20 protein-coding genes and 1 pseudogene are annotated in these 19,024 nt (G+C 67.0%); 12 read left to right on the top strand and 9 right to left on the bottom strand.

All coding sequences use genetic code 11. The features are described 5' to 3' along the window. The 3 genes and pseudogenes from sucC to QZ755_RS02085 all read left to right on the top strand — a co-directional run. Positions 1-335, top strand: a pseudogene (gene sucC, locus QZ755_RS02095) (succinate--CoA ligase subunit beta); the annotation flags it as partial. 204 nt (positions 336-539) lie between these two features. Continuing rightward, positions 540-1,289 carry an electron transfer flavoprotein subunit beta/FixA family protein gene (locus QZ755_RS02090; RefSeq protein WP_294319244.1) on the top strand — a complete coding sequence of 250 codons (750 nt, stop codon included), beginning with the start codon at positions 540-542 and terminating at the stop codon, positions 1,287-1,289. Further along, the gene (locus tag QZ755_RS02085; RefSeq protein ID WP_294319241.1) at positions 1,286-2,215 is read left to right on the top strand and encodes an electron transfer flavoprotein subunit alpha/FixB family protein; all 930 of its coding nucleotides are present in this window, start codon (positions 1,286-1,288) and stop codon (positions 2,213-2,215) included. Before QZ755_RS02090 ends, QZ755_RS02085 begins: the two co-directional genes overlap by 4 nt. Positions 2,216-2,475: 260 nt before the next feature. On the opposite strand, the gene QZ755_RS02080 is transcribed toward QZ755_RS02085, so the two are convergent. Further along, positions 2,476-2,988, bottom strand: a complete 513-nt coding sequence (locus QZ755_RS02080) for a hypothetical protein (RefSeq protein WP_294319239.1) — start codon at positions 2,986-2,988, stop codon at positions 2,476-2,478. 86 nt (positions 2,989-3,074) lie between these two features. Between QZ755_RS02080 and QZ755_RS02075 the strand changes: the two genes are divergently transcribed. Beyond that, the gene (locus QZ755_RS02075) at positions 3,075-4,307 is read left to right on the top strand and encodes a dipeptidase (protein WP_294319235.1); all 1,233 of its coding nucleotides are present in this window, start codon (positions 3,075-3,077) and stop codon (positions 4,305-4,307) included. Here the strand turns inward: QZ755_RS02075 and nhaA are convergent. The 4 genes from nhaA to mnmA form a co-directional block, all read right to left on the bottom strand. Next, positions 4,294-5,484 (bottom strand): Na+/H+ antiporter NhaA, encoded by a 1,191-nt coding sequence (gene nhaA / locus QZ755_RS02070; protein WP_294319233.1) that lies wholly within the window; start codon positions 5,482-5,484, stop codon positions 4,294-4,296. The genes QZ755_RS02075 and nhaA overlap by 14 nt on opposite strands. Before the next feature lie 158 nt (positions 5,485-5,642). Beyond that, positions 5,643-6,461 (bottom strand): 2,3,4,5-tetrahydropyridine-2,6-dicarboxylate N-succinyltransferase, encoded by an 819-nt coding sequence (gene dapD, locus QZ755_RS02065; protein WP_294319230.1) that lies wholly within the window; start codon positions 6,459-6,461, stop codon positions 5,643-5,645. Further along, entirely contained in the window at positions 6,458-7,120 is a 663-nt protein-coding gene (locus tag QZ755_RS02060) for a pyrimidine 5'-nucleotidase (RefSeq protein WP_294319229.1), read from the bottom strand. The genes dapD and QZ755_RS02060 overlap by 4 nt, the downstream gene beginning before the upstream one ends. Before the next feature lie 67 nt (positions 7,121-7,187). Next, complete coding sequence (gene mnmA / locus QZ755_RS02055) at positions 7,188-8,282, bottom strand: tRNA 2-thiouridine(34) synthase MnmA (protein WP_294319227.1); 1,095 nt, start codon at positions 8,280-8,282, stop codon at positions 7,188-7,190. A gap of 112 nt (positions 8,283-8,394) precedes the next feature. Here mnmA and QZ755_RS02050 point away from each other — a divergent pair, with 112 nt between their 5' ends. The 3 genes from QZ755_RS02050 to QZ755_RS02040 all read left to right on the top strand — a co-directional run bounded on the left by QZ755_RS02050 (position 8,395) and on the right by QZ755_RS02040 (position 9,427). Continuing rightward, complete coding sequence (locus QZ755_RS02050) at positions 8,395-8,664, top strand: hypothetical protein (protein ID WP_294319225.1); 270 nt, start codon at positions 8,395-8,397, stop codon at positions 8,662-8,664. A 99-nt stretch (positions 8,665-8,763) separates the two neighbouring features. Next, entirely contained in the window at positions 8,764-9,066 is a 303-nt protein-coding gene (locus tag QZ755_RS02045; protein WP_066692240.1) for a DUF1153 domain-containing protein, read from the top strand. A 109-nt stretch (positions 9,067-9,175) separates the two neighbouring features. Continuing rightward, positions 9,176-9,427: a GlsB/YeaQ/YmgE family stress response membrane protein gene (locus QZ755_RS02040; RefSeq protein ID WP_055757526.1), complete on the top strand. Its 252-nt coding sequence runs from the start codon at positions 9,176-9,178 to the stop codon at positions 9,425-9,427. A 66-nt stretch (positions 9,428-9,493) separates the two neighbouring features. On the opposite strand, the gene QZ755_RS02035 is transcribed toward QZ755_RS02040, so the two are convergent. Together QZ755_RS02035 and msrA are read right to left on the bottom strand one after the other, a co-directional pair. Next, entirely contained in the window at positions 9,494-11,479 is a 1,986-nt protein-coding gene (locus QZ755_RS02035) for a GAF domain-containing protein (RefSeq protein ID WP_294319218.1), read from the bottom strand. A gap of 144 nt (positions 11,480-11,623) precedes the next feature. Beyond that, positions 11,624-12,166 (bottom strand): peptide-methionine (S)-S-oxide reductase MsrA, encoded by a 543-nt coding sequence (gene msrA / locus QZ755_RS02030; RefSeq protein ID WP_294319215.1) that lies wholly within the window; start codon positions 12,164-12,166, stop codon positions 11,624-11,626. 64 nt (positions 12,167-12,230) lie between these two features. Here msrA and galE point away from each other — a divergent pair, with 64 nt between their 5' ends. The 5 genes from galE (at position 12,231) to QZ755_RS02005 (ending at position 16,627) form a co-directional block, all read left to right on the top strand. Then, a complete protein-coding gene (gene galE, locus QZ755_RS02025) occupies positions 12,231-13,226 on the top strand; it encodes a UDP-glucose 4-epimerase GalE (RefSeq protein WP_294319212.1) in 996 nt (331 codons plus the stop codon). 31 nt (positions 13,227-13,257) lie between these two features. Further along, a complete protein-coding gene (pdxH, locus tag QZ755_RS02020; protein WP_294319209.1) occupies positions 13,258-13,836 on the top strand; it encodes a pyridoxamine 5'-phosphate oxidase in 579 nt (192 codons plus the stop codon). Beyond that, positions 13,833-14,789, top strand: a complete 957-nt coding sequence (locus tag QZ755_RS02015; RefSeq protein WP_294319207.1) for a cation diffusion facilitator family transporter — start codon at positions 13,833-13,835, stop codon at positions 14,787-14,789. The genes pdxH and QZ755_RS02015 overlap by 4 nt, the downstream gene beginning before the upstream one ends. Further along, positions 14,789-15,574, top strand: a complete 786-nt coding sequence (locus QZ755_RS02010) for a PhzF family phenazine biosynthesis protein (RefSeq protein ID WP_294319204.1) — start codon at positions 14,789-14,791, stop codon at positions 15,572-15,574. Before QZ755_RS02015 ends, QZ755_RS02010 begins: the two co-directional genes overlap by 1 nt. Positions 15,575-15,640: 66 nt before the next feature. Continuing rightward, positions 15,641-16,627 carry an LLM class flavin-dependent oxidoreductase gene (locus QZ755_RS02005; protein ID WP_294319201.1) on the top strand — a complete coding sequence of 329 codons (987 nt, stop codon included), beginning with the start codon at positions 15,641-15,643 and terminating at the stop codon, positions 16,625-16,627. 200 nt (positions 16,628-16,827) lie between these two features. Here QZ755_RS02005 and QZ755_RS02000 read toward each other — a convergent pair whose 3' ends face one another. Both QZ755_RS02000 and QZ755_RS01995 read right to left on the bottom strand, forming a co-directional pair. Next, the gene (locus tag QZ755_RS02000; RefSeq protein WP_294319198.1) at positions 16,828-18,195 is read right to left on the bottom strand and encodes a HAMP domain-containing sensor histidine kinase; all 1,368 of its coding nucleotides are present in this window, start codon (positions 18,193-18,195) and stop codon (positions 16,828-16,830) included. A 10-nt stretch (positions 18,196-18,205) separates the two neighbouring features. Further along, positions 18,206-18,895 (bottom strand): response regulator transcription factor, encoded by a 690-nt coding sequence (locus QZ755_RS01995; protein ID WP_294319196.1) that lies wholly within the window; start codon positions 18,893-18,895, stop codon positions 18,206-18,208. Between the last annotated feature and the right edge of the window lie 129 nt (positions 18,896-19,024).

Raw genomic sequence — 19,024 nt, 5'->3', positions numbered from 1 at the left:
ACGGCATGTTCCCGGCCAACTTCCTCGATGTCGGCGGCGGCGCCAACAAGGAGAAGGTGACGGCCGCCTTCAAGATCATCCTCGCCGATCCGGCGGTGAAGGGCATCCTCGTCAACATCTTCGGCGGGATCATGAAGTGCGACATCATCGCGGAGGGCATCGTCGCCGCCGCGAAGGAAGTGAACCTGTCGGTGCCGCTGGTCGTCCGCCTCGAAGGCACCAACGTCCAGGCCGGCAAGGACATCCTCGCCAATTCGGGTCTGGCGATCGTTCCGGCCAACGACCTGGGTGACGCCGCCAAGAAGATCGTCGCGGAAGTGCAGAAGGCGGCCTGATCGCCCTTTACCTGCGACGGATAAAGGGGTCCGGGCGGAAACGTCCGGGCCCTTTTTCGTTGGGGTCGCAAGGCGATTCGCGCTAGGGTCGCCGCCTGCTGCTACGGCGTCCCGGCGTTTCCGTACCGGACTTGCGAAACCCACGCAAAACCGCCACAGAAACGCGCGATGCCACCGCGTAAAACGTTTTGAGAGGGAGTGCCCATGAAGGTGCTGGTGCCGGTCAAGCGTGTGCTTGATTACAATGTGAAGCCCCGCGTGAAGGCGGACGGGTCGGGTGTCGACCTGGCCAACGTCAAGATGAGCATGAACCCTTTCGACGAGATCGCGGTCGAGGAAGCGATCCGCCTGAAGGAAAAAGGCGTGGCGACCGAGATCGTCGTCGTGTCGATCGGCGAGCAGAAGGCGCAGGACACGCTGCGCACCGCGCTGGCGATGGGTGCCGACCGCGCGATCCTGATCACCAGCGAGACGAAGGTCGAACCGCTGGGCGTGGCCAAGCTGCTGAAGGCCGTGATCGACGAGGAAGCGCCCCAGCTCGTGATCCTGGGCAAGCAGGCGATCGACGACGACAACAACCAGACCGGCCAGATGCTGGGCGCGCTCACCGGCTATCCGCAGGGCACCTTCGCCAGCAAGGTCGAGGTTGCGGGCGACAAGGTGAACGTGACGCGCGAGGTCGATGGCGGGCTGGAGACGGTTTCGCTCAACCTGCCGGCGATCGTCACCACCGACCTGCGCCTGAACGAGCCGCGCTATGCGTCGCTGCCCAACATCATGAAGGCCAAGTCGAAGCCGCTGGCGGCGAAGACCGCCGCCGATTTCGGGGTGGACGTCACCCCGCGCCTGACGACCGTGAAGGTCGAGGAACCGGCCAAGCGCCAGGCGGGCGTGAAGGTCGCCGATGTCGACGAACTGGTGGGTAAGCTCAAGACGCTGGGAGTGGTCGCATGAAGACGCTGGTTTGGGTCGAACATGACGGGCAGTCGGTCAAGGACGCGACCTATGCCACTGTCACCGCTGCTGCAAAGCTGGGCGAGGTCGAACTGCTGGTCGCGGGCCAGGGCGTCGACGGCGTGGCGCAGGCCGCGGCACAGATCGCAGGCGTTGCCAAGGTGCTGGTCACCGACGATGCCGCCTATGCCCACAACCTGGCCGAAAACGTCGCGCCTTTGGTCGTCGAGCTGATGGGCAGCCATGACGCGTTCCTGGCGCCCGCCACCACGACCGGCAAGAACATCGCGCCGCGCGTCGCCGCTTTGCTCGACGTGATGCAGATCAGCGAAATCCTGTCGGTGGAAGGACCCGATAGCTTCACCCGCCCGATCTATGCCGGCAACGCGATCGCGACGGTCAAGACCAGCGATCCGAAGCTGGTGCTGACGGTACGCGGCACCGCGTTCGACAAGGCGGAAGCGACTGGTGGGTCGGCGGCGGTCGAAGCCGTCGCGTCGACCGGCGACAAGGGCGTGTCGAGCTTCGTCGGTGCCGAGATCGCGGCATCGGAACGTCCCGAGCTGACCAGCGCCAAGATCATCGTCTCGGGCGGTCGCGCGCTGGGGTCGGAAGAGCAGTTCCATACGCTGATCGATCCGCTGGCCGACAAGCTGAACGCCGCTGTCGGTGCATCGCGCGCAGCGGTCGATGCCGGCTATGCCCCGAACGACTATCAGGTCGGCCAGACCGGCAAGATCGTCGCCCCGGAAGTCTATATCGCGGTCGGCATTTCGGGTGCGATCCAGCATCTGGCGGGTATGAAGGACAGCAAGGTCATCGTCGCGATCAACAAGGACGAGGATGCGCCGATCTTCCAGGTCGCCGATGTCGGGCTGGTGGGTGATCTGTTCAACGTGGTGCCGGAGTTGACGCAAAAGCTGTGAGGCGCGCAGCATAGCTGCACGCCGATGCGCGATGGGCAACGCCCCAAGCGCACACAGCGACTGCCGGCCGGCGTCGCCACAGCGACGACCGACGACGCGGGATTTACTCCCGCGTCGGCTTTTGAAGGAGGTCCTCCCTCAATTGGCGAAGGGGCTGACAAAAGGCGGCCGGGAAACACTGCCGTTTCCGTTTGCGGACACCCCTCTCCACCATGCTGCGCATGGTCCCCCTCCCCGTGTCGGGGAGGATTTCCGGCCCCCTACTTCGCCGCCACGGGCAACGGCACCGCCGGGTCGAGCGGGATCGCGACGCGCTTTGCCCGCTCCTTCTTCGACGGGCCGCCCTTCACGCCGCGGATGATGTCGCCGACCAGCTTGCCGACATCCTTATATTCGCCGGGTTCCTCGCAACAGCTGTCCGGATCGATCAGCTTGCCGATCGCGCGGATGGCAAAGGTGCCGCCGCCGAAAATATCGACGCCCGTCGTGCAGCCTTCCGACCGGGTGGCACAGGGATCGATCGACGCCAGTTCCGCACCGCGCCCATCGGCATAGGGATTGGACGCAAGCGGCCGGTCGGGCGGGGTCCGTTCGGCGGGCAGGGGCAGACGCGGGTCGAGCGCACCTTTGCCGCAGACGAGGATTTCGTCGTCCTGCGAATTGCGGCGGCGCGACGCGCAGGGGTCGACCAGGATCGAGATACGTTCGGGCGGGGCGTTCAACGGTATGGCAGGCGTCGCGGCCTGTCCGAGCAGCACCAGCATCGCATACATCGGCCCGTCTCCCATATCCGTGGCGCATGGCCGATGTCGTGCGTAGCACTTGTCGGGGCCATCCGCGACGGATTAGCGTGGCGGCCATGATCCTGCCGCTCCTGCTGCTCGCCGCCGCCCAGGCCCCCGCCCCTTCAGCACAGGACCGCGCGCGGGCCGAACGCGTGCTGGAGCGCGCACCGATCATCGACGGGCATAACGACCTGCCCTGGGGCATTCGCGAACATCATCATGCCGCGGTCGAGTCGGTCGACCTGACCAGCGATACGAGCCGGATCGACCCGCCGTTGCAGACCGACCTTGCGCGGTTGAAGCGCGGCCATGTCGGCGGGCAGTTCTGGTCGGTGTGGATTCCCGCGACGACGACGGGTCCGCAAGCGGTCGAGACGACCATCGAGCAGATCGACATCGTTCGTCGGATGATCGGCGCGAACCCGACGCGGATGGCGCTGGCACGCGATACGGCGGACATGGCGCGGATCGCGACGAGCGGGCGGATCGCCTCGCTGATCGGCGTGGAGGGCGGGCACCAGATCGACGGGCGGCTGTCGGTGCTGCGGCAATATTACAATCTCGGCGTCCGCTACATGACGCTGACACATACCAAGAGCGTCGGCTGGGCCGATGCGTCGACCGACACCCCGCAGGCGAACGGACTGACCCCGTTCGGCCGACAGGTGGTGCGCGAGATGAACCGGCTGGGGATGCTGATCGACGTCGCGCACGTATCCGACGCGACGATGGCAGCGGCGCTGGCGGAATCGAAGGCGCCGGTGATCGCGTCGCACTCCAACGCCCGCGCGCTGGCCGACCGGCCGCGCAACATTCCCGACGATTTGTTGCGCGCGATCGGTGCCAAGGGCGGCGTGGTGATGGTCAATGCCTATCCCGCCTTCCTGTCGGCACAGTGGAACGAATGGGACAATCGGCGCGGCGCCTTCGCCAAGGCGCAGGGGCTGCCCAGCAACCTGTATAACGCGCAGGCACCGGCGGCGATGAAGGCATGGGAAGCGGCCAACCCCGCCCCGCGCGTGACCGCCGCGACGATGGCCGATCATGTCGAGCATGTCGCGAAGATCGCGGGTCATGCTTCGGTGGGCATCGGCGGCGACTATGACGGCATCTCCGGCACCGGGCCGGAGGGCATGGGCGGGGTCGACGGCTATCCGCTGCTGTTCGCCGAACTGGCGCGGCGCGGATGGAGCGATGCCGACCTGGCCGCGCTGGCGCAGGGCAATGTGCTGCGCGTACTGGGTCAGGCCGAAGCGGTGGCCAAGACGATGGCCGGACAGCGGCCGGTCGACGCTACCTACCCCTGACCGGCGCAAGGCGCAGCAGCGCCGCTCCGAGCAGCGCGGACAGCAGCGACCCCGCCAGCACGCCGATCTTGACCTGATCGATCGCCGCTGAGTCGCCGGCAAAGGCGAGACCGCCGATGAACAGGCTCATGGTGAAGCCGATACCGGCCAGCGCGGCGACACCCCAGAGCTGCATCCAGGTCGCGTCGCCCGGCCGGCACGACAGCCCGGTCCGCACCGCCAGCCAGATCGCGCCGAGCACGCCGACCTGCTTGCCGATGAACAGCCCGACCGCGACCGCCAGCGGCAGCGGCGCCCACAGGATCGACAGCGGCACGCCGGTCACCGCGACGCCTGCGTTGACGAAACCGAACAGCGGCACGACGCCGAACGCGACCCAAGGGTGGATGGCGTGTTCCAGCCGGTGCAGCGGTGAATCGACCGCTTCCGGTGCACCGGGGGTCGGCTTCACCGGGATCGTCATCGCCACCAGCACGCCGGCAACAGTCGCGTGGATGCCCGACAGGAACACGAAATACCACAAGGGTATGGCGAGGATCAGATAGGGAGCGAGCCGCATTACCCCGGTGCGGTTGAGCGCGACCAGCATCGCCAGCACCAGCGCCGCGCCGCCCAGCGCCATCAGGTCAAGCCCGCTGGTATAGCCCAACGCAATGATCGCCACCGCGCCCATGTCGTCAACGATGGCGAGGGTGGTCAGGAACAGCTTCAACGCGGCGGGCACGCGCGGTCCCAGCAACGCCATGACACCGACCGCAAAGGCGATGTCGGTCGCCGCCGGAATCGCCCAGCCCTGCGCGATCCCCGGTGTCGACCGCGCGACCAGCAGGTACAGGATCGCCGGCACCGCCATGCCGGCGATGGCGGCCAGCACCGGCAGGCGGCGCTGTTCCCAGGTCGCCAACCGCCCGTCGACCAGCTCACGCTTGATCTCCAGCCCGACGAGCAGAAAGAACAGCGCCATCGCCGCATCGTTAACCCATAGATGCAGGGTCATCGGCCCGTGACGGTCGCTCAGCACCGGCCCGGTCACGATGTGCAGCGCGTGGAAATAGAAGGTGGCGGTGCCGGGCAAATTGGCAAGCAGCAGCGCGACCGCCGAAGCGATCATCAGGACGATACCGCCCGATGCCTCACCATGAAGGAACGCGCGGAGCATGGAGCGGGGGCGGGTCATGCGTCGCCCTATCAAATCCTCCCCGGTACGGGGAGGGGGACCGCCGCGCAGCGGTGGTGGAGGGGGTCTTCCGCGTTCGGAACGGTTTCGTATGCGGACACCCCCTCCACCATGCTGCGCATGGTCCCCCTGCCCGCGGAGCGGGGAGGATCAAGGGCTTAGTCGCGCAGCAGGTCGTTGATGCTGGTCTTGCTGCGGGTCTGCGCATCGACCCGCTTGACGATCACCGCGCAGTAGAGCGCCGGCTTGCCGTCGCCGCCGCCAATCGATCCGGGCACCACCACCGCATAGGGTGGGACTTCGCCGCGGAAGACTTCGCCGGTCGCGCGGTCGATGATCTTGGTCGATGCGCCGAGATATACGCCCATCGACAGCACCGCGCCTTCGCCGACGCGCACGCCTTCGGCCACCTCGGCACGCGCACCGATAAAGGCGCCGTCGCCGATGATGACCGGGTCGGCCTGCAGCGGCTCCAGCACGCCGCCGATGCCCGCCCCGCCCGACAGGTGGACGTTCTTGCCGATCTGCGCGCAGCTGCCGACCGTCGCCCAGGTATCGACCATTGTCCCTTCGCCGACATAGGCGCCGATGTTGACGAAGCTCGGCATCAGGATCGCGCCCTTGCCGACGAACGCGCCGCGGCGCACGATGCTGCCCGGCACCGCGCGGAAGCCGGCGTCACGGAAGCGGTGTTCGCCCCAGCCGGTGAACTTGCTCGGCACCTTGTCGAACCAGTTGGTGCCGCCGGGGCCGTCCATGATGGCGTTGTCGTTCAGGCGGAACGACAGCAGCACCGCCTTTTTCAGCCACTGGTTCACCTGCCAGCCGCCCTCGACCGGTTCGGCCACGCGCGCCTCGCCCGAATCGAGCAGCGCCAGCGCGGCGTCGACCGCGTCGCGGACCTCACCCTGGGTGTGGACGGTCAGCTCGGCACGGTTTTCCCAGGCGGCGTCGATCTGGGCGGCAAGGTCGGTCATGATTCCTCCACGAAGCGTAGCCACGCGACGATGTCGTGCGTGGTGTAATCGATATGGTCGCGGGCCACCGGCGGCCCCTGTTCCGACCCGTTGTCGACCCAGACCGTCGTCATGCCCACCTGCTTGGCGGGGACGAGGTTGCGGGCCATGTCCTCGGCGAACAGCGCGGCACCGGGGTCGATCTCCCACGCCGCGCACAGCCCGTCATAAGCGGTGGTATGCGGTTTGGGGCGATAGGCGGTGGCGTGGATGTCGTGGATGCCGGCAAAGCTGTCGGACAGGCCCAGCCGCTCCAGCACCCGCCGCGCATAGGGCGCATCGCCGTTGGTGAAGACCAGCTTGCGCCCCGGCAACGCGGCCAACAGGCGCGGCAGGTCGGGATCGGGCACCAGCGGCGACAGATCGATGTCGTGGACGAAATCGAGGAAATGATACGGATCGACCGATTGTTCGGCCATCAACCCCGACAGCGACGTGCCGTGGTTGTGGAAATGCATCTTCTGCACGCGATGCGCTTCCTCTGCGTCGCAATCGAGCAGGTCGCAGATATATTGCCCCATGCGCGCCTCAACCTCGGCGAACAGGTTGGACGACGCCGGATAGAGCGTATTGTCCAGATCGAAGATCCAGTCGCGGACATGGGATAGCGCGGGCAGCATCGGGTCGGGGCTGTAGGCGCAGGTTACGATCGTCGCAAGCGCCTCCCCACTCTGCCGGGAGGCGCTGTTACGCCGCCTCCGTTTCCTCGATCCAGCCGCCGCCCAGCACCCGGTCACCGGCATACAGCACCGCCGCCTGCCCCGGTGCGACGCCAAATTCGGGAGCGTCGAACACCAGCCGCTCACCCTCCAGCCGCGCAGGCACCGGCTTTGCCATCGACCGCACCTTGGCGGTCAGCGGACCGACATGGTCGCCACCGATCCAGTTGATGTCCGACAGCCGTGCCGCACCGACCGCCAGCGCGCTGCGCGGACCGACCACCAGCCGCTTCGTCGCGGGTTCGAGGCGGACGACGTAGAGCGGTTCCGCAAGCCCCCCGATCTCCAGCCCGCGCCGCTGCCCGACGGTATAGCCGACCAGCCCGCCGTGGCGACCCAGTACCTGGCCCTGCAGATCGACGATCTCCCCGCCGTCCCTTGCCTCCGGACGCAACTTGCGGACGAGGCCGGCATAGTCGCCATCGGGCACGAAGCAGATGTCCTGGCTGTCGGGCTTGCCCGCGACGCCCAGCCCCAGTTCGGTCGCGATCTCACGCACCCGCGCCTTGGGCATCGCGCCCAGCGGAAAGCGCAAGAAGTCGAGCTGGCCTTGCGTCGTCGCGAACAGGAAATAGCTCTGGTCGCGGGCGGGATCGATCGCGCGGTGCAGCTCGGCACCAGCCGGCCCCATGACCCGCCGGATATAATGGCCGGTGGCGAGGCAGTCCGCGCCCAGGTCGCGGGCCAGCGCGAACAGGTCGGTGAACTTCGGCCCCATATTGCACTTCACGCACGGAATCGGCGTGCGTCCGGCCAGATAGGCATCGGCGAAATCGTCGATCACCGTCTCGCGAAAGCTGCTTTCATGGTCGAAGACATAATGGGCGATCCCCAGCTTGTCGCACACCGCGCGCGCATCGCGGATGTCGCGCCCGGCACAGCACGAGCCGGCACGCCCCACCGCCGCACCGTGGTCATAGAGTTGCAGCGTGACGCCGATCGTCTCCGCCCCCGTCGCATGGGCAAGCGCGGCCACGACCGAACTGTCCACCCCGCCCGACATCGCCACCACGATACGACGGGCGGAAACGGGGGCGTCCAGCTGAAATTCACCAAGGTCCATCGCCGCCAGATAGGCGTTCCGCGCCGTGGTTGCAAAAATGCGGCGCCATTTACCGGACCTTCAACAGTGTGACGTTATTACCGTGGCATAGCCCTTGTTGCTGGATGATGATTTGGATCTGAGCTTTGCCCGTTTCGACCGTGGTTCCACGGTCACCACCCTGCCGACGGAGCTGGCCGTGCTGCTGGCGTCCGCGACGGGGCGGCAGGCGGCGACGCCGACGGCACGGCTGCAGACCCGCCTCGCATGGAACCGTGCGCCGGTGTCCCTGCTCAATCCGGTCGACGGGGCGTTCAACGGATGGACCGCCGCCTTGCTGCGGGGGTGCGTCGTGCCGGGATACCGGCCCGTCGCGAAGGGGTGGCAGGATGCGAGCGGATGAAGACGATGTTTACCTAGCCGTTTTAGCCGATGTTCAACCGCGTTCGCGTATGACCGCGCAAGAAGGTTTCAGGGGAATTTCCCCGGCTCGAGGTCCAGTATGATTGAGAACCACAAGATCCGTCCGGCAAAAGTGATCGGCCCGCTCGGCGAACCGCTGACGATCGATTCGCTGCCGCCGCCCGACACGACCCGCTGGGTCGTGCGCCGCAAGGCGGAAGTGGTCGCGGCGGTCAATGGCGGCCTGCTGAGCGTCGACGATGTCTGCCAGCGCTACAATCTGTCGGCAGAGGAATTTGCCAGCTGGCAGCGCGCCGTCGACCGGTCAGGGATGCCCGGCCTGCGCGTGACCCGCATCCAGCATTACAAATCCCTCTACGAACGCCAGCAGCGCAAATATTGAGCCGCGAAGTTAAAACGCAGGTGGAACAAGCCAGTCTTTGAAGAGTCTTTCCCTCAGTACGCCCGGTACGCAGGTCACCGGGTTGCAGGCTTCAATGGAGGGACGTCTCATGGGTATCATCATCTGGCTGGTCGTTGGTGGCGTCGTTGGCTGGCTGGCCAGCATTGTCATGCGGACCGATGCACAGCAGGGCATCATTCTGAACGTCGTCGTGGGTATTGTCGGTGCGGTGATCGCAGGTTTCGTGACCGGTGCGAACATCAACAACGGCATCACCGTCATGAGCTTCCTGTATTCGCTGCTGGGCGCGATCGTCCTGCTGGCGATCGTCAACCTCGTCCGTCGCGGTTCGGTGCGTTAAGCATCCACCGACCGATAGGTTCGATACGGGCCGTCCCTACCGGGGCGGCCCGTTTTCGTTCAGGCGTCAGCCGCCGGTCAGTTCCGACAGCGCCGCGCCCATCGTGACGCGCACGCCAGCCGGATCGTAGCAGATGTCGCTGTCGCCGGCGCCCGCCAGCCCCAGCCGCAACAGCTTCGATCCGAACCCCCGCCGTTCCGGTTGCCGCACCACTGGCCCGCCGCGTTCCTGCCACGTCATCCGCAGATGCCCGTCGGCTACCGTCCAGTCGAGCAGGACCGCACCGTCGGCAGTCGACAATGCACCATATTTGACGGCATTGGTGCCCAGTTCGTGCAGGATCAGCGCGAGCGCCAGCGCCGCGCGCGCGCCAAGCGCGACATCCGGCCCTGTCAGCGTGATGCGATCGTTGCAGCCGAACACGCCCACCACCTGCCCGATGGTGGTGCGCATGTCGGCCCCTACCCAATTGCGTTCGACCAGCACGTCGTGCGCGACGCCCAGCGCCTGCAACCGGCGTTCGAACGCATCCAGTGGCGCCCGGTCGACCGATCCACGCAGCGTCTGCGATGCGATCGCCTGGACCATCGACAAGGTGTTCTTCAGCCGATGGGCCAGTTCCTGGATCAGCAGGCTTTGCCGCGCCTCCGATTCGACCTGCGCCACGCCGACCTCGACCCGATCGGCAACCTTGCGCAGGAACACGATCTCTTCGCTGTTCCAGCGGCGGGGGCGAGCGGTGTGGACGGCGAATGCCGAGACGATCCGCCCGTCGCGGCGGACGGGCACGATCACGAACGCCCCGATCCCCCGCGCCGCCAGCGCATCGGCGTGCCCGGCGGTGCGCCGGTCACTTCGCACATCGTCGACCGCGATCGCGTCGCCCCTGGCAAGGTCGTCGGCAAGGTCGCCGAGATCGTCGATCGCGTGTCGGCCGGTCAGCGAGGTACCGCCCTCCGCCGTCCAGTCGGGACCGATCTCGATCTGTCTGACGCCCGCGTCGATCCGGCCGAATCCCGCACAGGCGACGTCCAGCGTCCGCCCGGCCAGCGCCGATGCTGCCCGCGCTACTTCGGCGACGTCGTGGCAGTCGCGCAACGCATCGCCCAAATGGATCAGCGCCGACTGCCGGCCTTCCGCCGCCCGATCGAGTGTGATGTCGCGCAGGATCGCGCCGAAACGATCGCCATCGATACGGAAGCAATGCCCCCGGAACCAGCGGCCGATATTCGGCACATGGTGGACGAAACCGGTCGGCGCGCCGTCTGCCAGCATCCGGCGCAGGTCCTCGACCCACCGGTCGGGCGCGGCGGGATCGAGCTGTCGTCCGGTCAGCGCGAGCATCCGGTCGCGATCGACACCGGACAGCGCGAACCATGCCGGATTGGCATCGACGAACTGCCAGTCGATCACCTGTCCGTCGGCATCGCGGATCGCCTCACCCAGCGCGAAGCCGTCGCTGATGTTCTCGAACAAGCGTTGCCAGCGCTGTTCGTTACCGGTCAGCGCCGCTTCGGCCTCGGCGATACGCTGCAGCGTTTCGTCACGTTCGGCGAGGAGACGGCGCAGTTCGAGCGTGGTCGCCGCCTGTCGCGCAAGCCGCAGCAACATCTCACGTTGCGTGTCGGTCAATCCCTGCGGTCGGGCCACGACATCGATCACGCACAGGGTGCCGACCGGCACGCCACCGGCGATGCGCAGCGGTACGCCGGCATAGAAACGAACATGCGGCGGCCCGGTCACGATGCCGCTGTCACGGGTCCGAGGATCGATCGACAGGTCGGAGATGACTAGGATGTCGTCGACGCCCAGCGCATGGGTGCAGATCGCATCGCCCAGCGACGTACCGCACAGATCGGTGCCGACCGCCGCCACGAACCACTGTCGATCCGCCGCCAGCAGGGTGACCAGCGCCACCGGCGCTTCGCATATTTCGGCGGCAAGCCGGGCCAGATCGTCCTGTCCGCCGTCGCCGATCGCCTCGATCAGCCGATAGTCGCGGATCGCGGCGAACCGCCGGTCCGATCCGGTCGTATCGATCGTCGCCCCCATCGTTGTCCTGCCCCCATGGCCATGATCGGAATACCAATTCCCCGGCCATGGCACAAGGGCCGCGCCATGGTTGGCACGACCCTTGCTAACTTCCATCAACCTGTCCGGGAACGCGCCAGCGGCCGGGTCTGCGACAGGCGCAGCTCAGGCGGATTCGACCGTCCGGCTGCGCGCGGCGAAGCTCTTGCGGAGCTTCTGCAGCTTGGGCGGGATCACCGCGAGGCAATAGGGATTACGCTGCCCCTCGCCGTCCCAATATTCCTGGTGGTAATCCTCGGCCGGATACCAGGTGGTCAGCGGTTCGATGGTGGTGACGATCGTGCCGCGCCCTTCGCCCGCACGCTCGATCCCGGCGCGCGCTTCAGCTTCCTGTTCGGGCGAATGGGGAAAGATCGCCGAACGATACTGGGTGCCGACATCGTTGCCCTGCCGGTTCAGCTGCGTCGGATCATGCGTCGCGAAGAAAATGTCGAGCAGGTCGCCATAGCTGAGGACCGCGGGATCATAGGTGATGCGAATCGCCTCCGCATGACCGGTATCGCCGCCGCAGACCTGCTTGTAGGTCGGGTGTTCGACCGTGCCGCCGATATACCCGCTTTCGACCTGTTCGACGCCGATCACATCGCGGAACACCGCTTCGGTACACCAGAAACATCCGCCGGCAAAAGTCGCCTGTTCGGTAGCCATTGCGTAATCTCCTTTGGTCAAAGAGATAGGCGCGCAGGACGTCGGTGCAATCGGGGGTACGGTAATGGGCAAGGTTCTGGTCACGGGCGGCGCGGGCTATATCGGCAGCCATGCGGTGCTGGCGCTGCTCGATGCGGGCCATGACGTGGTGGTGGTCGACAACCTCGTCACCGGCTTCGACTGGGCGGTCGATCCCCGTGCGGCGCTGGTCGTGGCGGACATCAGCGACGATGCCGCGGTGCGCGCGGCGATACGCGATCATGACGTCCATGCCATCCTGCACTTCGCCGGGTCGGTCGTGGTGCCGGAATCGGTGGAGAACCCGCTCAAATACTATCGCAACAATACTGCCGCCTCGCGCAGCCTGATCGAAAGCGCGGTGACGGAGGGGGTGAGGCACTTCATCTTCTCCTCGACCGCCGCGACCTATGGCATCCCCGGAGTCGTGCCGGTGCGCGAGGACAGCCCGAAACAGCCGATCAACCCATATGGCATGTCGAAGCTGATGACCGAGATCATGCTGGCCGACGTCGCCGCCGCGCATCCGATCAACTATGCGGCGCTGCGCTATTTCAACGTCGCCGGCGCCGATCCGCAGGGTCGCAGCGGCCAGTCGACGGCGGGCGCCACCCACCTCATCAAGGTCGCGGTAGAGGCGGCGACGGGCAAGCGTGCCCATGTCGGCGTGTATGGCACCGATTTCGCGACGCCCGACGGGACCGGGGTGCGCGACTATATCCATGTCAGCGACCTGGCCGACGCGCATGTTCATGCGCTGGACCTGCTGATGGCCGATCCGGCAAGGAGCCACACGATGAACGCCGGCTATGGCCGGGGCTATTCGGTGCTGGAGGTCCTCGACGCGGTGGACCGGGTGACGAACCGGACGATCGAACGCCGCCTGGAGGGACGCCGCGCCGGCGATCCCGACGCGCTGGTCGCCGACAACGGCACGATCCTCGCCACCCTGCCCTGGCGGCCGCAGCACGCCGATCTGGACCAGATCGTGCGCGACGCGCTGGCGTGGGAGCGCACGCTGGCGGAACGCAGCGTGGGGTGAAATCCTGCGCGAAAGGGCGTATGGGCGGCGCATGACCGATCCCTTTGCCCTGTTCGACCAATGGTTCGCCGAGGCGCGCGCGCGCGAGCCGAACGATCCCAATGCGATGGCGCTCGCCACCGCCGATGCCGCCGGGCGGCCATCGGTGCGAATGGTATTGTTGAAGGGGCATGGCCGCGACGGGTTCGTATTCTACACCAATCGCGAGGGTCGCAAGGCCGCCGACCTTGCGGCCAATCCGAACGCCGCGCTGCTGTTCCACTGGAAATCGCTGCGTCGGCAGATCCGGATCGAAGGGCCGGTGACACTGGCATCGGACGCCGAATCGGACGCCTATTTCGCGTCGCGCGGTCGTGATTCGCAGCTGGGGGCGTGGGCGTCGGACCAGTCGCGCCCGCTGGCCGATCGCGCCACGTTCGAGGCCCGCTTTGCCGAAGTACAGAACCGGTTCGAGGGGCAGGATGTTCCCCGCCCGCCCTTCTGGGGTGGATACCGGGTGACGCCTGCGGTCATCGAATTCTGGCAGGACCGGGCGCACCGGCTGCACGAACGCCGCGTGTTCACCCCCGATGCCGATGGCAGCTGGAGCGAAGGATTGCTGTTCCCGTGACCGAAACCGAACGCAGGCGGGTGATCCCGCTCGCCACCCGCGCCGCCATCGCGTCGGTGACGACGGCGCTGTTCCTGCTGGGGCTGAAGGGGTTTGCCGCGTGGCACACCGGGTCGGTCGCGATGCTGGGCAGCCTTGCCGACACAGCACTCGACCTGCTCGCGTCGCTGGTGACGCTATACGGCGTGCGCCTCGCCGCAACGCCGGCCGACCACGACCACCGCTTCGGCCATGGCAAGGCGGAGGCGCTGGCGGCGCTGTTCCAGGTCATGCTGATCACCGCATCGGCGGCGGGTATCGCGTGGCGCGCGATCGCCGCGTTCGGTGAACCGGGCAAGACGCAGGATGTCGAATTCGGCATCGGCGTGTCGGTGATCGCGATGGTCGCGACCTTCGCGCTGCTGGCCTACCAGAAATCGATCATCGACCGCACCGGATCGGTCGCGATCCGCGCCGACAATGTTCATTACCAGAGCGATCTTCTGCTCAACTTCGCGGTCATTATCGCGATGGTACTCGACCAGTTGTTCGGCCTGCGCGGCGCCGACCCGGTGATGGGCATCCTGATCGCGCTATGGTTGGCATGGGGTGCGTTCCAGGCGTCGAGCCAGGCGATCGACCAGCTGATGGACAAGGAATGGCCGGAAGAGGAGCGCCGCGCGTTCCTCGACGTCGCCGCCCGGCAGGAGGGGTTGCGCGGTATCCACGATTTCCGCACCCGCCGTTCGGGCAGCCACGACTTCGCGCAGTTCCATATGGAGGTCGCGCGCGACATGACCGTCGCCGACGCGCATGACGTGGTCGAGGGAGTCGAGCGCGCCCTGCGACAGGCATTCCCGAAGGTCGAGGTGCTGATCCATCTCGATCCCGAAGGCCATGTCGACACCGACAATCCGCTGGTCGAGGCGGACGTGACCCCGCACTGGTTCGGCAAGCGCGTGGGGAGCCTGTAATGGCGATGCCGTTCACCGTGGTCGATGCGTTCGCCGACCGGCCGTTCGCGGGCAATCCGGCGGCGGTGATGCTGCTGGACGCATGGCCCGACGACACACTGCTCCAGTCGATCGCGCTGGAACATAATCTGTCGGAAACCGCATTCGCGGTGCCGGTCGACAGTGACGACGCGGACTTCGAGCTGCGCTGGTTCTCACCCACCGTCGAGATCGCGATGTGCGGCCATGCGACGCTGGCGAGCGGGCATGTGCTGATGGGGACGCGGGATGCGGTTCGCTTCGCCACGCGCAAGGCGGGCGTGCTGGTCGTCCGTCGCGAGGAGGACGCCTATACGCTCGACCTGCCGGTGACGCGGGTCGCGGCGGCGCCGGATGCGGCGCTGTTGGCGGCGCTGGGGTGCGAGGGTGAAGTGTTCGCCAGCGTCGCGGGCGCACAGGAAACCAGCATCATCCTGTTGCCCGATGCGGCGGCGGTGCGTGCCTGCACGCCCGACATGGCGGCGCTGTCGGCATGTCATGTGATGGCGATCGTCACTGCGCCGGGCGATGTCGCCGATGTCGTCAGCCGCGTGTTCGTGCCGGCATGGGGCGTGGATGAAGACCCGGTGACCGGATCGGCCCATGCCGCGCTCACCCCATTCTGGACCGAGCGCCTGGGTCGCGACCGCTTTACCGCGTTTCAGGCAAGCGCGCGCGGCGGGCATCTGACCTGCACCTTGGCCGGGGATCGCTCGGTGCTGGGCGGGCAATGCGCAACGGTGATGCGGGGCGAGTTGCTGCTGTAAGCTCGGCTTGGGCGCGCGCAATGCGGGATTGGTAGCAATTCGCAACCCGGTCCCCATCTAGCTGCCATGACCCGCTATTCGATGCTCGACCTCGTCCCCGTCCGGCAGGGCAGCACGCCCGCCGAGGCGCTGGCCGCCGCCGCCGACCTTGCCGCCCATGCCGAGGCGGAGGACTTTCACCGCTATTGGGTGGCCGAACATCACGGGATGCCCGGCATCGCCAGCGCGGCGACCGCCGTCGTGATCGGCCACATCGCCGCCGCGACCAAGGCGATCCGTGTCGGCGCGGGCGGCATCATGCTGCCCAACCATGCGCCCTTGAGCGTCGCCGAACAGTTCGGGACGCTCGACGCACTGTATCCGGGGCGGATCGACCTCGGGTTGGGCCGGGCGCCGGGATCGGACCAGATCGTCGCGCGGGCGATGCGGCGGACGCTGGATAGCGATCCCAATGCCTTTCCGCAGGATGTGGTCGAGCTGCAGAGCTATTTTGCCGACGATGGCCGCACCGGCATTCGCGCGGTGCCGGGCGCGGGGGCGAAGGTCGACCTGTGGATTCTCGGCTCCTCGTTGTTCGGGGCACAGCTGGCGGCGATGCTGGGGCTGCCCTATGCCTTTGCCTCGCACTTCGCACCGGCCGCGCTCGATCAGGCGCTGGATGTGTATCGCCGCAACTTCACGCCGTCGGCGGTGCTCGACAAGCCGTACGCCGCCGCTGCGTTCAACGTGCTGGCGGCCGATACCGACGAGGAAGCAAGGCTGCTCGCCAGTTCGACCGAACAGATGTTCGTGGCGATCCGTACCGGCCAGCCGATCGAGCTGCCACCGCCGGTCCCAGGTTATCGCGCGCAGCTTGGCACGCAGGGGAATGCGGTCCTCGACCATGTGCTGGAATGTTCGGCGATCGGCGGGCCGGAGACGGTGCGCGACGGACTGGCGAAGTTCATCGAACGGACGCAGGTCGACGAGGTGATCGTGACCGGAGCGATGTTCGATCCGGAAGACCGCAAGCGGAGTGCGTCGATCGCGGCGGCGGCGATGCGGGGGTTGTAGGACGCGCTGCCGGTCCCCTTCCTGACCTTGCGCGCCCCTTATCCATCCTCCGTTTGCTTCGAGCGAAGGTTCGAGCCTGTCGAGAACCGTAATCGAGAAGGGGTTGCCCCGAACGCAGGGTTCTCGACGGACGCTTCTCGACAAGCTCGAAGCTGCTCGAACCAAACGGTTTGGATAGGGGGACGGGGGTGAACGGACGGTCAGGCCGCCGGCAGCCTGAGCCGTACCAGCAGCCCGCCCAGATCCTCGCTCTCCTCCAGCGACGCCGTACCCTCGTAAATCTCTGCCACGTCGCGGACGATGGCGAGGCCGAGGCCGGTGCCGGGCTTCCCCGAATCGAGCCGTACGCCACGGTCGAAGATGCGCAGCCGGTCAGCCTCCGGAATACCGCGCCCGTCATCTTCGACCAGCAGCTCGACGAAACCGGCGTCGGCGCGTGCGGTGACGAACACGCTGCCCCCGCCATATTTGGCGGCGTTCTCGACCAGGTTGCCGAGGATCTCGTCGAGGTCCTGCCGCTCGATCCGCGCGATCAGGTCCTTCTGCCCATCCACATCGATGCGGACATTGGGATAGAGGCGGGCGACAGCACGCTCGACCGCCTCGACCGATGCCCAGACGTCCGCGCGGCTGTGCGCCGATCCGCGCCGCCCGACCGCGCGGGCGCGGGCGAGGTGATGGTCGACCTGGCGCCGCATCGTCCGCGCCTCGCGGATCACGGTATCGGCGAGGTCGTCCTGCCCCGCCGCCGACGCGTTCATGATGACGGTCAGCGGGGTCTTCAGCGCATGGGCGAGGTTGCCGGCATGGCGCCGCGCTTCTTCCGCCTGCTTGTCGTTATGTTCGACCAGCGCGTTCAGTTCCTCGACCAGCGGCGCGACTTCGGCCGGCATCGAACCCTCGACCCGAGCCGATTGGCCGGCACGCAGGCGGGCGATGGCGTCGCGCACGGCACGCAGGGGGAGCAGGCCGTACCAGGTCTGGAGTGTCGCCATGACGATCAGCCCCAGGCCCAGCAGTGCGAACGACCGCACCAATGTCTTGCGCAGCGCCGCGATCAGCCCGTCGAGGACGTCGCGCGATTCGGCGACCTGAAATCGCCACACGGTCGGCGATCCGGGCAGGGTCAGGTCGCGTTCGACGATGCGCAGCTTCTGGTCGGGGAAGGGGCGCGCGTCATAGACATGGACGTCGGTATAGCGCTTGCCGTCGACCGGCAGCTTGCGGTCCCACAGCGACCGCGACGGCCATGCCTCATGCCCCGGCCCGCTCACCTGCCAGTAGAGGCCGGAATAGGGTTCGAGGAAGCGCTGATCCGACAGCTGCCGGTTGAACGTCACCTCGCCGGTCGAATCGATCTCGGCGGACACGATCAGCGAGTTGAGCAGATATTCGAGGCCGTCATCGGTGTTGCGCGTGACCGCCGACACCAGCACCCGGTCGAGCGCGAAGCCGCCACCGGCGAGCAGCAGCATGATCCACAGCGCCGCGACGAGGATCATCCGCCGCGACAGCGATCCCGTCACCCGGACATAGGCACGCGGGGCAGGATCGGCGCTGCTGGCCATCGCCTTGCGCTCAGTCCTCCGCGCCCGCCGGCTTCGGCGCGCCCGGTTCGTCGAGGCTGTAGCCCAGGCCCCGGATCGTCGTGATGACGTCGGCGCCGAGCTTCTTGCGGATGCGCGTCACGAACACTTCGATCGTGTTCGAATCGCGGTCGAAATCCTGGTCGTAGATATGCTCGATCAGCTCGGTGCGGCTCACCACCTTGCCCTTGTGGTGCAGCAGGTAGGACAGGAGCTTATATTCCTGCGCGGTCAGTTTCACCGGCTCGCCCGCCTTGGTCACCTTGCCCGAACGGGTGTCGAGGCGGATGTCGCCGGCGGTCAGTTCGGCCGACGCATTGCCCGAGGCACGACGGATCAGCGCGCGCAGGCGGGCGATCAGTTCCTCGGTCTGGAAGGGCTTGGCGACGTAATCGTCGGCGCCCGCGTCCAGCCCCGCCACCTTGTCGGACCAGCTGTCCCGCGCGGTCAGCACCAGCACGGGCGCGGTCCGCCCCTCGCGCCGCCAGCGGTCGAGCACGGTCAGCCCGTCGATCTCCGGCAGGCCGAGGTCCAGCACGATCGCATCATAGCTTTCGGTGGAACCCAGATAATGCCCCTCCTCGCCATCGGTGGCGAGGTCGACGGCATAGCCCGCCCCCTCCAGCGTGTTGCGCAGTTGCTGACCCAGGTTGGGCTCATCCTCGACGATCAGAACACGCATTGTCTTTCCTCATCCATACGAAAACGGCCGGCATCCGCTATCACGGAGCCGGCCGGTACGGAAATGCCGCTGTCGCGCGGCTTAACGAAACCCGGCGGCCCGATCGCGGGCCGGCCGGGCATCGCGGGC

It is taken from the genome of uncultured Sphingomonas sp., assembly GCF_913776855.1.
In the GTDB taxonomy this organism is placed as follows: domain Bacteria; phylum Pseudomonadota; class Alphaproteobacteria; order Sphingomonadales; family Sphingomonadaceae; genus Sphingomonas.
The sequence above is the reverse complement of the archived record's forward strand: the minus strand, read 5'-3'. Positions and strand labels throughout refer to the sequence as shown.

Bases quoted from the DNA above. Each gene is read 5' to 3' on its own strand.
- QZ755_RS02090 (WP_294319244.1), top strand. From the start codon at position 540: ATGAAGGTGCTGGTGCCGGTCAAGCGTGTGCTTGATTACAATGTGAAG.
- QZ755_RS02085 (WP_294319241.1), top strand. From the start codon at position 1,286: ATGAAGACGCTGGTTTGGGTCGAACATGACGGGCAGTCGGTCAAGGAC.
- QZ755_RS02080 (WP_294319239.1), bottom strand. From the start codon at position 2,988: ATGTATGCGATGCTGGTGCTGCTCGGACAGGCCGCGACGCCTGCCATA.
- QZ755_RS02075 (WP_294319235.1), top strand. From the start codon at position 3,075: ATGATCCTGCCGCTCCTGCTGCTCGCCGCCGCCCAGGCCCCCGCCCCT.
- nhaA (WP_294319233.1), bottom strand. From the start codon at position 5,484: ATGACCCGCCCCCGCTCCATGCTCCGCGCGTTCCTTCATGGTGAGGCA.
- dapD (WP_294319230.1), bottom strand. From the start codon at position 6,461: ATGACCGACCTTGCCGCCCAGATCGACGCCGCCTGGGAAAACCGTGCC.
- QZ755_RS02060 (WP_294319229.1), bottom strand. From the start codon at position 7,120: ATGCTGCCCGCGCTATCCCATGTCCGCGACTGGATCTTCGATCTGGAC.
- mnmA (WP_294319227.1), bottom strand. From the start codon at position 8,282: ATGGACCTTGGTGAATTTCAGCTGGACGCCCCCGTTTCCGCCCGTCGT.
- QZ755_RS02045 (WP_066692240.1), top strand. From the start codon at position 8,764: ATGATTGAGAACCACAAGATCCGTCCGGCAAAAGTGATCGGCCCGCTC.
- QZ755_RS02040 (WP_055757526.1), top strand. From the start codon at position 9,176: ATGGGTATCATCATCTGGCTGGTCGTTGGTGGCGTCGTTGGCTGGCTG.
- QZ755_RS02035 (WP_294319218.1), bottom strand. From the start codon at position 11,479: ATGGGGGCGACGATCGATACGACCGGATCGGACCGGCGGTTCGCCGCG.
- msrA (WP_294319215.1), bottom strand. From the start codon at position 12,166: ATGGCTACCGAACAGGCGACTTTTGCCGGCGGATGTTTCTGGTGTACC.
- galE (WP_294319212.1), top strand. From the start codon at position 12,231: ATGGGCAAGGTTCTGGTCACGGGCGGCGCGGGCTATATCGGCAGCCAT.
- pdxH (WP_294319209.1), top strand. From the start codon at position 13,258: ATGACCGATCCCTTTGCCCTGTTCGACCAATGGTTCGCCGAGGCGCGC.
- QZ755_RS02010 (WP_294319204.1), top strand. From the start codon at position 14,789: ATGGCGATGCCGTTCACCGTGGTCGATGCGTTCGCCGACCGGCCGTTC.
- QZ755_RS02005 (WP_294319201.1), top strand. From the start codon at position 15,641: ATGACCCGCTATTCGATGCTCGACCTCGTCCCCGTCCGGCAGGGCAGC.
- QZ755_RS02000 (WP_294319198.1), bottom strand. From the start codon at position 18,195: ATGGCCAGCAGCGCCGATCCTGCCCCGCGTGCCTATGTCCGGGTGACG.
- QZ755_RS01995 (WP_294319196.1), bottom strand. From the start codon at position 18,895: ATGCGTGTTCTGATCGTCGAGGATGAGCCCAACCTGGGTCAGCAACTG.